At 46.5% G+C, this 14,752-nt stretch carries 11 protein-coding genes; all 11 read left to right on the top strand.

All coding sequences use genetic code 11. The features are described from left to right. Positions 1 to 6,021 carry an alpha/beta fold hydrolase gene (locus Xenpb_RS16910; RefSeq protein WP_187655391.1) on the top strand — a complete coding sequence of 2,007 codons (6,021 nt, stop codon included), beginning with the start codon at positions 1 to 3 and terminating at the stop codon, positions 6,019 to 6,021. Beyond that, the gene (locus Xenpb_RS16905) at positions 6,008 to 7,492 is read left to right on the top strand and encodes a 4-hydroxyphenylacetate 3-hydroxylase family protein (protein WP_187655390.1); all 1,485 of its coding nucleotides are present in this window, start codon (positions 6,008 to 6,010) and stop codon (positions 7,490 to 7,492) included. The genes Xenpb_RS16910 and Xenpb_RS16905 overlap by 14 nt, the downstream gene beginning before the upstream one ends. Before the next feature lie 78 nt (positions 7,493 to 7,570). After that, positions 7,571 to 8,914, top strand: coding sequence for an MATE family efflux transporter (locus tag Xenpb_RS16900; protein ID WP_187655389.1), 1,344 nt, complete (start codon positions 7,571 to 7,573; stop codon positions 8,912 to 8,914). 14 nt (positions 8,915 to 8,928) lie between these two features. Continuing rightward, positions 8,929 to 9,294: a DoxX protein gene (locus Xenpb_RS16895; RefSeq protein ID WP_187655388.1), complete on the top strand. Its 366-nt coding sequence runs from the start codon at positions 8,929 to 8,931 to the stop codon at positions 9,292 to 9,294. 30 nt (positions 9,295 to 9,324) lie between these two features. Beyond that, entirely contained in the window at positions 9,325 to 10,548 is a 1,224-nt protein-coding gene (locus tag Xenpb_RS16890) for a 3-dehydroquinate synthase II (protein ID WP_187655387.1), read from the top strand. Positions 10,549 to 10,616: 68 nt separating this feature from the next. Continuing rightward, positions 10,617 to 11,384: a thioesterase II family protein gene (locus tag Xenpb_RS16885; protein WP_187655386.1), complete on the top strand. Its 768-nt coding sequence runs from the start codon at positions 10,617 to 10,619 to the stop codon at positions 11,382 to 11,384. Between the two features lie 17 nt (positions 11,385 to 11,401). Then, the gene (gene fabD, locus Xenpb_RS16880; protein ID WP_187655385.1) at positions 11,402 to 12,262 is read left to right on the top strand and encodes an ACP S-malonyltransferase; all 861 of its coding nucleotides are present in this window, start codon (positions 11,402 to 11,404) and stop codon (positions 12,260 to 12,262) included. Between the two features lie 9 nt (positions 12,263 to 12,271). Beyond that, positions 12,272 to 13,306 (top strand): cupin domain-containing protein, encoded by a 1,035-nt coding sequence (locus tag Xenpb_RS16875; RefSeq protein ID WP_187655384.1) that lies wholly within the window; start codon positions 12,272 to 12,274, stop codon positions 13,304 to 13,306. A 21-nt stretch (positions 13,307 to 13,327) separates the two neighbouring features. Then, entirely contained in the window at positions 13,328 to 13,954 is a 627-nt protein-coding gene (locus tag Xenpb_RS16870) for a hypothetical protein (RefSeq protein ID WP_187655383.1), read from the top strand. A 1-nt stretch (position 13,955) separates the two neighbouring features. Further along, entirely contained in the window at positions 13,956 to 14,414 is a 459-nt protein-coding gene (locus Xenpb_RS16865) for a GyrI-like domain-containing protein (RefSeq protein ID WP_187655382.1), read from the top strand. Positions 14,415 to 14,644: 230 nt separating this feature from the next. Next, positions 14,645 to 14,752 (top strand): IS1 family transposase (locus Xenpb_RS16860; RefSeq protein ID WP_304952540.1); only part of this gene is annotated, 108 nt, incomplete at its 3' end.

Here is a 14,752-nt window from a genome sequence, read left to right as displayed (position 1 = left end):
ATGCAATCGAAGAAAACTCTGTACCAACTGGTAAGAAGCGCTGTAGCGGCGGAAACGCAGCTACCCCTCGCCAGTCTGGATGATAATGCCGCGTTTGATAATTACGGTATAGAGTCAGTGATGAGCGTCGCCATTGTCAGAAGACTTGAAGATACACTTGGCGATCTCAGTAAATCCTTATTGTTTGAGTTTCCAAGCATTAAAACGTTAGCGGATTATTTGAGCGAAGAATTTGCCGAAAAGCTGCCAACAGAAAACATGGATGAACCGCAGTTAGTTATGCCAGCGGTAGCGATAACTGATATCCCTCAGCCAATAACGGAAGAAATAACACCTGTAGGCGGGATTGTGCCGCCAATATTGATGGCGCTAACGCCTCCTAATGAGACTGTTACGGTTGCTGTGCCCGAGGTGGCCTCTTTAACCTATAACGATGATGATATTGCGATTATTGGCTTGGCGGGACGCTTTCCACAGGCCGATGATGTTGAGGCTTTTTGGGAGAATTTGCTGGCCGGACGCGACTGTATTACTACTGTACCGGAACATCTCTGGAACTGGCGGGATTATTGGGATGAGCGTAAAGGTGTTAGCGGTAAATCCTATCTGAAGTGGGGGGGATTTTTATCGGATAACCGTACCTTTGATCCTCTATTTTTCGGCATCAGTAAGTTAGAAGCTGAAGGCATGGATCCACAGGAACGGGTATTTCTAGAGACGGTGCACCATACCTTTGAAGATGCGGGCTATAACCGCGAGAAACTGAAAGAGTATCGTGTGGGGCTCTATGTCGGCATCATGTGGGGACAGTATCAGTTGTACGGCGCGATGGATGCCAGCGCCGGAGCGTCCTATGCTTCGATCGCCAACCGCACGTCGTACTTTTTTGATCTGCGTGGGCCGAGTATTGCGTTGGATACCATGTGTTCTGGTTCGATGACTTCGGTACATTTGGCCTGCGAAAGTTTATGGCGCGGCGAGTCGCAAATGGCGATTGCGGGGGGTGTTAATCTGACGACACATCCTAATAAATACTTCGTTTTAAGCAAAACAGGCTTTGCCTCACCTCAGGGGCGCTGTAAGCCATTTAGCGAAGAGGGGGATGGCTATGTTCCTTCAGAGGGAGTTGGTGCGCTTCTGCTGAAGCCGTTACGTCTCGCGGAACAGGAAGATGATCGTATTTATGGAGTGATTAAAGCGTCCAGTATCAACCATGGCGGTAGGGTGAATGGTTTTACTGTCCCCAATGCACAGTCACAAGAGTCCTTGATAACTGATGCTCTGCGTCAGGGAAGGATTAACCCTGCGGATATCAGCTATGTTGAAGCCCATGCGGCGGGAACTGCTCTTGGAGATCCGATAGAAGTGCGGGGACTGACCTCCGCGTGGAGTCAACACACCGAAGATAAACAATTCTGTGCGATTGGTTCGGTGAAATCCAACGTTGGGCATATGGAATCGGCTGCTTCTTTTGGCAGTATTGTGAAAGTGTTGAAGCAGTTCCAGCATAAAACGCTGGTTCCCTCTATCCATTTAGAACAGGTCAACACCAATATTCAGTTTGAAAAAACGCCCTTCTACTTACAGACGGAAGTCTCTCCTTGGCGTTCACAGTTGTTAGCGAGCAGTGAAGGACAGCGCGAAAAGCCCCGTATGGCAGCGATTAATGCTTTTGGTGCCGGAGGCGCGAATGCACACCTGATCCTTGAAGAATATACGGCATCAACGACGGCATACGTAGAACCAGATGAGCGGGTATTTATTTATTCGGCTCGTACCCCTGCTGCGCTGCAGGCACTATTACAATCTCACTTGACGTTTGTTCGGCAGTTAATGGTTCCACCGAATAGCGGACCGATAACCACGGGAGTATTAGCTTGTTTGTCCGCGTTAACGGGCATTAGCTCTGAGCTACTGGGGGATGAAGATCAGCTCGACACGCTGCTTAAGGGAGAGGAAATCCACCAGCAGTTCATCCAGACGCTGTATCAGCATTTTAACCGACTGATAACGGCTGACATGCTGAAACACTGCCATACCGTAGGTGATGCCGTGACAGTGATTGCTCAGCAACTTCATCCAGAGTGTGTATTTACGCCACAGGACGAGGCAAGAAAGCTGGCTTCGATAGCTTGGACACTACAAAGTGGCCGAAATGCGATGGCACGCCGAGTGGGGATTGTGGCAGATAGCTTAGAAAAGCTAGCACAACGGCTGGAGCAAACGTTGTCCGGGCAGGAAGATCCCGCTATTGCCAGCGGGCATGTCCGAGATACGCGGGTAACTGCTGTGCGTAATGCGCAGGACAGCGAATATATCCGCATGTTATTGCAGCAGAATAAGTTAAATAGAGTCGCACAGCTATGGTGTCAGGGGGAGAATATCGACTGGCTGAGCAGCTATACACGGCGTCCAAATCTCACCGCGCTACCGCTGTACCCGTTCGCGCGTGAAGTCTGTTGGGCAGAACAGGCTCATCCGTCGCCCGGTATGCAAAATACAGCTCCAGCGGCTTCATCTTCTCTACTGGCAGCGCTAAACCTGCGCGATTCTATCGGGCATGCAGGTGTGAATTTCTTTGTCGAGCCCCCACCCGTGTTAAAGCAGCAGAAACTTAACTGGTTGTTAGGCAAGATGTTGGAAAGCGGCGCTCTGCTTGGCGATGTCTATTCCCTACGGTTACAGCATATTGACCGAGCGGTGTTAGGGCAACAGCTGGGTAAGCTGAGTCTTGCTCTGGAGCCTGAGAAGGATGGGAATATACGTCTGACGTGTTATGCCGAACATAATGTTCCTCTGGCTTTGGCAACGCTTACCGTTTCACCGCTCATTCCTGCTGATCGGCTGACGCTGGATGTAAGAAAGTTCCTGAATGGTAAAAATAGCGGTTCCAGTCTATATACCTGCCAGACTGGTAGTATCGATGGTATATACCAGCACGTTATCAGTGCTATTGCAGAGCAGAGCGGTTTAAACGCTCAGAGTGACTTATCAGGCCCTATCTTTAATCAGTTCCATTGTCTGCGTCCCCTTGAAAAAACAGGAAGTATTGTTCTTCGGCAGCGTGAGGAACGAGTAGCAGAAGTCTACGTCTTTAATGACCAGCATCAGCTTACACTGTGGGGAAGCGCTGGGGATGACATAAAGCCGAAGGTAGTACCGGAGGTTGAAAACGTTGAATCCTTATTGTATCGCCCCCGCTATCAGCCGATCAACATTGCAGGATCGGTTCAGAGAACACTGCCGGCGACGACACGTGTAATAGTTTACCCCGCTGGATGCCCTTTTCCGCTGAAAGTTTATCTGGCAGAGGCGGGGCTGACGGACTGTTATTTTATCGCCTACTCTACAGGCCAAAGGACACAGTTATTGAGCGACCAAGAGTGGCTATTAGATGCAGATAAACCCACCGATATTCCGCTTTGTCTCCAGCATATCAACGGACTGGACGAAGTACTATTCTGGGGTATCGGATTATTGCAGGGTTCTGGTGTGAAGCCGGTATCAGCACGACAGGAATTGGCGCTTTTGCATCAACTCGCACAGGCAACGCGTGAGAATAACACGAAGCTGCGTATTTTTACCCGGCTCGCTGAGAACGTACAGCTGGATGAGGAAGCTGTGTCTAATTCGGGAGCGCTGTCCGGTTACTTCCGCAGCTTAGTAAGAGAATATCCAAAAGCCGAGTTAACCTTGCTGGATGGGGACTGGTCTGACCATAGCCCGGCCTTTAGCCAGCTATATACCAATCTGTATGTAAACGGGAATTGGCTGGAGAATCGCGAACTGTTTTTACGTGGGGATCGTCTACTGCGGAGGGACATTGTACCGGTAGAAACGCTGTCTGCGGCGACTAAAGAGCCGTTCCGTCAGGGGGGCGTTTACCTGATGGTAGGCGGTGCCGGTGTGGTGGGGCAACAAATTAGCCACTATCTGGCGAAGCATTACGGTGTCACACTCGTCTGGTTTGGCCGTTCACAACCCGATAAATTGCACTCACAGGCGATAGCGGATATCAACGCGCTGGGAGGACAATGCTATTACTACTGCGTAGATGTGCAGGACAGTGCTGCACTGGCAGAGGGTATTGCGTTAGCGGAAGCAGAGCATGGGATGTTCCATGGTGTTTTCCATCTGGCAATGACTCGGCAGATCCTGCGAATTAACCAGTTGGATAACGATGCGTTACGGCAGCAAACGGCGGCGAAGCTGGATGGCAGTGATTCCCTGGTTGCGTTGTTCAAATCGCGCCAGCTGGATTTCCTGTTGCTGTTTTCGTCTGCTGAAGGATGGGTAGGCAGCGCTGGTTGGTCTACTTATGCGGCTGGGTGTGCTTATCAGAATCAGGCTGTGAACTACTGGCGCAGTCAGGGTGTTCCCGCTCATGTCATCAGTTGGGGATTCTGGGAGGGTGTGGAAGAAAATTTAGTAGCCATGTTGCAGAACAAGGGCATACGTTTTATTACCCCTGCCCGCGGCATTGAAATTATACGGCGGGTACTGAGTCACGATCTGCCTAACGTGATTGCGGTAGATGCTAAACCTGAAGTGTTGCGCCAAATGGGGTTCAGTGTAATCCATGAAGAGGTGGCAACGACTCAGGCAATGGTGCTACCAGTTCCATCTGTTGAAGCACCTGCCAGACCAATCGTGAATGAAGGCGGAAAAACCCCTGCGCCATCGACGTTGGTGGACAGTTTAGTCACGCTATTTGCTGATGTGCTGAAATTGAGCGTTGAGGAGATTGATCCAGCCGAAGATATGCTTAACTATGGTGTGGATTCTCTGATTGTGCTGAATATTCAAACCGAGCTTGAAAATCGGGCAGGGAGTGTCGGTGTTGGTCTACTGTTGGAAAATCAGACCATCAATGATATCGCTCAGGTGATGTTACGTGATTACCCGCAAGAGTCAGCCAGGTTAATGCAAGTGGCTCCTCAGGCTGAAAGTGTTAGCGTTAAGGCCACCGTAGCGGTAGCCAGCATGCGGGAGGAAAGTCCTCTAAATGATGCCCTGTGGCTGCGCAAAATGCCACTGGATGAGGGAGCTCGTTTTCTGATCCAGTATGGTGAGTATTATCAAAGTAAAACGCTGCGCAACGTTCAGCCAGTGACGATAGATCCTAATGAACCTATGGATGAAATGTTGTTGCACGGTGTAGTGAACACGGGTGAGGGCGAGATAGAGGTGTTCAGTTGCGGGCAAGGTGCGCCAGTGGTGCTGATGCCAGCCGTGGCGTTAACTGCTGCGACCTGGCTGCCGTTGCTACAGTCGGATTTACGTCACAAGTATCAGTTTATTATTCTGCATCCACCGGGCTATGGTATCAGTATGCCGATTGCCGACTCTAACATGGCGGGTACGGCCAGAAGCATGTTTGCGGCTTTAACGCAATTGGGTATTGATCGTCCGTTCCATCTGGTTGGCTCTTGCCTAGGGTGTGCGGCCTCATTGCTGATGGCAAAAAATGAACCGCAACGCATTGCGTCATTGACGCTGGTAGGAGGATTCCACGATACCTCAGATTTGAACGTAGCCGATCCGTCAACGATGAGTGCGGCGGAGTTTGAGGCGCTGGCAAGTTCAGCCGTGGCTACTTTGCGAGCGGATTTTCAGGCCATTATTGATGCCTTGGATGAAAATGAGCAGGAGGCTATTCAACGTATTGAACAACGCCGGGATCTGTTGCTGAATTCGCAGCACGTTAATTTCTTGGTGGCTCTGCGTTATCTGAATGAGATGATGTCCGTCTCGCTGTTACCTTGGTTGCCTGAAATCCATGTGCCGACTCACTGTGTTTTCGGTGATTTGGATATGATTATCAATCCGCGTCATTCACACGATTTCAGCCAGGGTATTCAGGATGCGCGTCTGACCTGTATCCCCGGTTCAGCTCATTTCCCTTATCTTACTCATGACACGCAGTTTATTCCTGTGTTGGAGGCATTTGTGGATGAGCATGAACAGCAGTGGGTTGTTGTTGCAGAGACACGTAGGGAGGTTAGTGATGCAACAGCATAACATTGCGTCTGATTTACAGGATTCCTGGTCACTGGTGGGCGCGAAAGGTGCTTGGTCCGGCGAGCGTTACAAGGCCAGCCTGCGGGATCGGAGGCAGGTTTGGTATGACGGTGACCGTATTGAAGTGACGGAACATCCTGACTTCGTCAGCATGTTAAATCACCTGGCTGCCCTGTACGATCTGCAATATCAGCCGGAACTGCGTGAACAGATGTTATATACCTCACCACTAACGGGTAACCCGGTCAGCTACTCTTGGCTGGCACCGAGTACTCAGGAGGAACTGTCTGCCAAATGGCGCAACAGCCATCTATGGATGGAGCACACGCTGGGTATGGTTCCGCGGGTGCCGGACTTTATGTCGAATGTGGTTGTGGGGCTATATGACTTTCGCCACCATGCAGGCCAGGTTAATCCTCGCTTTAAGGAGAATATTGAACGTTATTATCTCTATTGCCGTGAAAATGACATTAGCCTCACTCACGCGATAGGCGACCCGCAGATTGATCGTTCAGCAACGCTGGAGGAGTGCCCGGAAAGTGGGTTGCGAGTGGTGGAGAAACGGGAAGATGGCATAGTCGTTAGAGGTGCTAAGAACTTGGCAACGCTCGCACCGTTTTGCCATGAGGCACTGATTTATATGTCGCCGTCTTACGCTCTGCGGAAACACAAGGATTACGTCGTCTGGTTTAGCGTAGCAATGGAAACACCCGGGTTGCATATACTGTGCCGTGAGGCCCACGTTAAGCGGGGAAGCAGTCATCAGCATCTATTGAGTGAGCGGTTTGATGAACAAGATGCCATGCTGTTCTTTGATGATGTCCTCATCCCCAATGATCGTATTTTTTTACTTGAAGAAGCTGAAACGGCCTTTGAAGGGTTCTTCCGTTTAAACGCTTGGGCACTGTACGTCGGGCAGATCCGTTTTTATCACCGTCTGCGTACGTTCTTGGGGGTTGCGTCGCTGATTAGTCAGTCGATTGGCGTGAATGAGTTCAGGGAAATCCAGAATCAGCTCGGTGAACTCAGTGCGTATCTGGAACTTATCCGGCACTCTCTGATCGCCATGAATGTCGAAGCTAGAGTGACTGATTCCGGGTTATTGGCACCCGCGTCCACACTGGCACCGGATACATTTGCAGCGCAAATTAGCGGTCGTATCAATGAGATTGTGCGGACGATTTCTGGGGCAGGGATAATCATGCAGCCATCACCTCGGGATCTGGAGACACCGGAGCTACGGCCGTTCCTCGAACGTTATATGCGAGGGAAGTCATGTAGCGTGGATTTTAAATCACGCCTGTTTCGCTTTGCCTGGGAAATGGTAGCGGATGCCTTTGGTAGCCGACAGGATATTTATGAGTTATGGAATCGAGGCGATGTTGTACGCAACCGTATCCATCTCTATAAAACGCTTGGCGCAAGAGAAGAGATTGAAAACCATATTAGGCAATTGATCGATATCTATTAAGTGAATATTGGGTGTTGCTAACGCGGCCTTTAGGGCCGCGTCTAAATAATATTTTAAAATATAGTGTAGGAGTTCGTTATGGATAATAAGTCATCTGTATTGCCATTCTCTATTTGGAGTTTGGCGATTCCGATATTTATCGATATGTTATTATCATTTTCGATATTTTTTGTTGATTCGTTATTTTTGAGTCATGTTTCAACGACGATGGCCGCGTCGGTTGGCGCTATTATTCCCATCTTTGTTATTTTTGTCCTGTTATTTATGATGATGGCTCAGGGAGCAATTAACGTAGGTGGGCAAATTATTGGTTCTGGTAAATTAGAAAAGCTTAATCTTAATTGGAGTGGCATTCTAATTATTAATGCATCCTTAGGCGGAATTGTCTTTTTAGTATTATTTTTCGGTTCTTTTCACTTAGCTGAGGCTATAGGGTTAAAGAATAATGAAGTGCTGTTTGCCGGTGAGTATCTTAAATATATTTCTATTGCACTATGGTTTATGGCAATCAAGTTTTCACTCAGTGCTATTTGCATGGCTCAGGGAAAAACACAATATAACTTATACGCTGGAATAATTGCAAATGGGTTAAATGTTATTTTAAATTTAGTCTTTGTTATTTATTTCAAACTAGGACTGATGGGGGTTATTTTTGCCACTATTATTTCTCAGGCAGTTGTGTGCTTATATTATTTTCTGCTAGTGACGCAGAAATTACAGGCCAGATTTCCACTGAAGGCGCTATTTGCTCAGCCAGCAGCAATATTAAAACCGATCTTGGCGATTGGTGTTCCTTCTGCCATTCAGCCGATTACCGTTGAAGCAGGCATGCTAGTATTGTCTATATTTACCATTAGCCTAGGCGAAACAGCAATGGCGTCGCGGATATTCGTGATGAATCTGCTGACTTTGACAATTTGCTGGTCTTCCGCCATGTCAATTGCTAACCAGATCATGATCTCTCATCTCTATGGAGCCAAGCAGTATGATCTCATTAAGCAACAGGTAGACCGCAATTTACGGTTAGCAATGCTGGGGAGTCTGCTTACCATCGTGTTAATCCTACTGTGCGGTAAACCTCTATTGGGGCTGTTCACCAGTAATGTAGATATCATTAATACGGGGATGGTATTGCTCGTTTTATGTGTTGCTATTGAACCTTTTCGCAGCGCCGCTATGGTGATCTCATATAGCCTGAAAGCGACAGGAGATGCCAATTTTCCGGCTTGGGTAGCAGTAGGCAGTACATGGTGTATTGCGGTGCCTCTGGGTTATTTTTTAGGCGTTAACTTATCGTTGGGCATTGCGGGATTATGGATTGGATTACTGTGTGATGAGGTGTTTAGGAGTGCAATGAATAACGCTCGTTGGCTGTCTGGGAAATGGAAGGCTTCTCACCTGAAATATTTAGAAACTGAGTAAATAAGGAATATTACATGAATATTTTACGTATTTTTTTTGGCTTATTTTTGATCTTTTTTGGTTTAAATCACCAGTTTCACTTTTTCCCTGAACCACCGTGGCCGGTTGACGCAATGAATTTTTTGTCGGCATTACGTGCAACGGGATATATGAATGAGATTATTATGCTTACCGATGTTATCGCTGGAGCTTTGTTAGTTATTAATATATTGACGCCGTTAGCATTGTTATTAAGTGCCAGTATTTTGGCGCATTCATTACTCTTTCATTTTTTTCTTGCACCTGAAACGGTGTTATTTGCTGCGATAGGTGCCGGTATTAATATGGTGCTGATATATGTTCATCGCAAACTTTTTTATCCGCTGTTTATCGTTCAGTAATCTACATTTTATTAAATAAGGAATATTATTATGGCAATTGATGTTGTTAATGTGACTACGCGCGCTGTGGAAAAAAGCAGTAAACGTGAATATCGTAGTAATAATCTATTACCTTTACTTTGGTATGATATGACTGCTGTTGAAAAAGAAGATGAAGAGGCTAAGTCGGTAGCTGATCGCATTTTTCATCAATATTATTCAGGGTATTTAATTAATTTTTCACAAGCAGACGCATTTTTAAGTAAAAAATATTTTCGCCATGAGGTTGCAATAAAAATAGAAAAATTAGAAGAGCTTAATGAGCTATTTAAGAAGTTAGATAAAACGCCAAATGAGAAACTAATTATTCTTAGCAAGAATAATGAAATATTACAGTTGGCAAAGAGTAAAAATATAAAAACCTGCTTTTATATTTTTGTAAATGATAAAGCAACTTTACATCAGGCGATTGCTTTCGGTCAGCAACATTCTTATGTACTAATTAAATTCAAAGATCCCACCAATATTCCTCTAGAGCTGGTGATTGCTGAACTACAACACACCAAAACCGTGGTAATTAAAGAAATTGATGATCATGAACACGTTGATGATGTCGTTAATTCTATGAGTACGATGGAATTTGGCGTGGAGGGAGTTCTGTTCACCCCGCTGAAGAGCAGTACTGTCGATCGTATGTTTAAACGTGTTGAGGAAGTATTTATGGGCCAGCTTACGTTGGAACCGGCAGAAATCTTTGAAACACGTCCGGTTGGCGATGGTATCCGTGGCTGCATCGACCTTTCCCTGATGTTTAATGAAGATGAGGGCATTTTAGTCGGATCAACCTCGCAAGGTGGATTTCTTTGCTGTCCGGAAGTCTTTGAGATGCCCTACATGAATAAACGGGAGTTCCGCATCAATGCAGGAGGGGTTCATAGCTACGTGTTTACCAACGGCAACCGCACGCAATACATTTCAGAGCTACGCAGCGGCGATAGCGCGATGGTTGTCGATATGAAAGGCCAGACCAAACCTATCCCTGTTGGGCGAGTGAAGTTGGAAAAACGCCCGCTACGCATTATCCGTGCTCGCTTTGCCAGCGGTGAGGAGATCAGCATTTTGATGCAGGATGACTGGCACGTACGAATTTTCTCTGATCAAGGCAAGCCTCTGCATCTCACCGACCTTAAACCCGGCGTCAAGGTGAAAGCCTATAAAGCGAATTCAGGCCGCCACGTCGGAGTGCCGGTGAGTGAATTTATCGAAGAAGTCTAAGCTCTGTATCCCGCCGTAGTGAACTACGGCGGTAGATAACTAAACATTCTTATTAATGGAGAAGAATAATGTCTACGTCTCATGCTTGGGCTGGGCTGTCTCGTCACTCTCAAAACGAACAAATGAAAATGGTGGTATTTCCCTTTGCGGGAGGCAATGCCACGGCATTTCATTCTTGGCTGCGGGATTTGCCGGGGCATGATTGGCTTTCCCTCGATATTTTGCAGTTGCCGGGGCGTGCTGACAGGGCCAGCGAAGCTTTACTGACTGATTTTAATGAGATAGTTGAAGATATTTTCCCTGATCTCGTCCGGCTGGCAAGTGAAAGGCCGCTATTGATGATGGGCTACAGCATGGGGGCTTGTCTGGCTTATGAACTAACGCTGCGGTTGGAGCAACGTTGTGGGGTATCTCCGGTTGGATTGCTGCTGGCGGCGCGTAAAGCACCCGCTTTTCATTCTGTAACAGAAGGGCGGCGGCATTTTGACCAAGAACGAATGCGCCAAGAAGTCCGCCAGTTAGGGGGAACACCGGAGGCAGTACTGCGCAATCCTGAGGTTTTTGAGCACTTTTATAAGGTGTTATCTGCGGATTTTCAAGCGCTAGAAAGCTACCGACCCGCTCTTAATTCTATGGTACAGGCTCCGATCGCTGTGATAGGGGGAATCGACGATCCGGAAACGGATATCGGGCAACTCTATGCCTGGCAGCGCCATACCCACAGCTCATTTGATTTACACATGCTGAAAGGCGGACATTTTTTTATTCAAACCGAAAAACAGGCGTTGTTAAGGTTGCTTCACCATTACGCGGTCATTTTCAAAGATCGTTTTTAATAGAGGAATGAAAATCAATGTTGACCATTATGTTTCCAGGGCAGGGTTCACAATTTAAAGGTATGGGGGCAGAGTTGTTTGCTCGCTACCCGCGTCAGGTAAAGGAAGCCAGTGAAGTTGCAGGCTACGATCTGGCTGAACTGTGCAACGAAGGAGGCAACCGTTTAACGCAGACGGAGTTTGCCCAAGTTGCCCTATTTGTTGTTAACGCGTTAAGCCATCTTGAAGCTAAGGATAAAGGGATAAAAGCGGATTTTTTGCTGGGGCACTCTTTAGGCGAGTTTAATGCGCTGTTTGCTGCGGGTGTGTTTGACTTCGCCACGGGGGTTGCGGTGGTAAAAAAACGTGCTGAATTAATGGCCAGTGTTCGGGATGATGGAACGATGGCGGCGATTTTGAATGTTGGACGCTCGGCTGTGCAGCAACTGATTGAACAGTACTCTGGTGTTTATATTGCAAATGAGAACTCACCGGAGCAAACGGTGATTTCCGGTAATAATACGGCTATGCGCGGTATTGAACAGGCAATATTACAACAGGGAACGGGTAAATACGTTCCTTTAGCCGTATCTGGCCCGTTTCATACGCCGCTGATGGCAGAAATCAGTACTGCGTTTGAGGAGTATCTCGGGCAGTTTCACTTTAACCCACCGTCAATCCCCGTGATTGCTAATGCAACCAGCCAGCTTTATAGAGCAACAAGTATAACGGAGAACTTAGTCAGACAACTGACTGAGCCTGTTCATTGGCAGTCATGCATTGAATTTGTTTACCGGCAGGGGCCCATGCTCTTTATCGAATTAGGGGCAAAAACGGTTCTATCTAAATTTATGGGCTCACTCTTTGATGCTTATTCATCACTGTCTGACGATATTTAGGAAATTTTTATGATCAATATTATCAAGCGCGCTTCTATTCCAGAAATTAACTCCATTTTTATTGCAGGGAAAGAGCACAAAATCGGCGCAGTTCAGCCTTTAGCGCATAGCGCTATTTTTCGTCATTTTAGAAAAGATAACGAACCACTTAGCATTAGTTTTACACTTCTTGAAAAGGGTGAAACACATCAGGTGCATCAGCACAGTGTAGATAGTATGGTTATCGTTATGGCTGGTAAGGCAACGCTGCTGGGGGATGCTACCGATAAGATTGAAACGGGTGATGTAGTCTGTATTCCTGCCGGGTGCTGGCACGGCTTTTGTTGCGATCTCGGCGAGCCGTTAGATGCTTTATCCGTGCAGTATGAACCGTTGGCTCTGTTTGAAAAAGAGGCTGATATTGTGTTTACTCCTCAGTTAACTCCTTATCAAGCGCTGCTAAATTTTAACGAGCAGTGGTGCGCAAAGGTGGAAAAAACACTGTTCTTTTCGCTACTTAGAGAAGGGCAGATCCAAACTGAACACCACATGACTCTCTTTAAAACCCGTCTGAGGCAGTGGTCTGAAATTTTCCAGTACATCATGTATGCGCGCCAATCTACCGTGGTGGATCCTACGTTTCGATCTTTATTTCTTGAACATTTTCAAGAAGAGTTAGGCCATGACGAATTATTACCTAAGAGCCAAGAATGGGATGCTAAAATTGATTCATATGGTAATTGGTTTGTGTTAAAAATGTTCCAGCTTGATAATGTGGAAAAATTGGCTGTCGTTCATCTGGTGCTAGAAAAGTGTGCAGATGCCTTCCATTGGTTGGCTAAGAATACTTCTGAGCAGCCTGGTGAGTATATAGAGGCACATGCAACGTTAGATCACGGGCACGCTTTGCTGGGGAGTGAACTCTATCAAGATATCACTCACCAACGCAGCATTGAATTACAGGCAATCTGCGAACAGGCGTGGCAGGTTATGCAGCTGCTCTTGGATCGAATTGCGACTTTAACACTGGAGGCAATTGAACAAGACGAGGCTGTTTCGGCGTAGTTAAAACAGTGAGGAAGAGGCGTGAGTAAGCTATATCAGGGGATGAGTCAAGAAGAGTTTGACGGTGGTTATTTTTATGCTACAGAGCTTAAGGCGTTTGCTAAAACTTTGGGCATTACCGTGGGTAATCTGAAAAAAAATGAGCTTGAATTGCACATTAAGGCACATTTATTTGGTTATTCTGGCGAGCTTCCTGTTGCCGTTCCTAATAGAAAGAATAGTGCAGCCCGTGATTTACTCACGCTGGATACCCCCGTGGTTAACTATGTTAGTGACAAAAAGACCAAATCATTTTTACTGGCCGCCGTTAAGCAACAGTTTGGCGCATTAGCGGATAAATCCGGCCAATGGTACTGGCTTAATAGCTGGCGTAAGCAATGCATTATTGATGGAAAAACAATTAATTATGGTGATTTAGTGGTCTACCTGGCTAACCTGAAAAAAACGCAGGGGAGGTTACCGCAAATCCCATCAGCCAGAATGAATAACTTTATCAGTGATTACATCTCAGACAGTGAAAACCAAGGAAGTGGTAAGAATGAAGCTTTAAAGGCATGGTTTGAGCTGAAAGCGAGTTCTTTACCCAAAACTTATCAAGCTTATAAAAATGCTAAGGCTTTATTAGCAAAATATAAGGGGAGTTGTTAAGATGAAAATTGTCGATTGTTCCGCTCTATCTTTAATAGGGATATCTACGTGCACGAAAAACGCTCATGAAATGGATGCAGCGACTGCGAAAATTATGCCGCTTTGGCAGCATTTCTATCAGGATATCTATCCTAAGCAGCTGTCAGGTAACGTTGTCTATGGCGTCTATTCTAACTATGAATCTGATGCAAACGGACAGTTTGACGTTATTGCCGCAGTAAAAGAGCATGAAGGTGACAACGCTCAGGCAGGATCCTCGTTTGTTAAGATCGAGCTGGAAGCGGGTCGGTATATAATTTTCTCTGACTTGGCGGGGGAGGGTAATCCTGTTTTCCAACTATGGCAGCAGGCGTGGCGATATTTTGAACAACCAAGCTGCTTACATCAACGTAACTGGAAGACGGACTATGAAGTTTTCCACCAAGATGGGAAGATAGAGTTATTTATAGGGATAGAATAATTATGATGTATTAGGGACTGTCCATTTCATTAGTACATGAGGGACTGTTGGCTCTGAAATTCCAGCAGTCCCTCCTTTATTAATAAACAGAGCTTTTGTTAGTGAAAACGTTACGTATTCAATGGCTATGGATTTCTGGCTTTCATAACCAAGTTCATAACATAATGGGGGTCATGTATTAAATAGTTAGTTGTGGTAGACTTCCCGATTTTTAGTGATCAAGGTAAAGCATGGCTAAAGTTGACGTCTATTGTCGTTATTGTCACAAATCAGAACAGGTCAAAGGGCATGGAAAAGGAAATGGAGGACATCAGCGTTATCGCTGTTATGCCTGCTGC

Source organism: Xenorhabdus sp. PB62.4, assembly GCF_014467285.1.
Classification (GTDB): Bacteria; Pseudomonadota; Gammaproteobacteria; order Enterobacterales; family Enterobacteriaceae; genus Xenorhabdus.
Note: the sequence above shows the minus strand (reverse complement) of the source record. Positions and strands in the feature narration are given on the sequence as shown.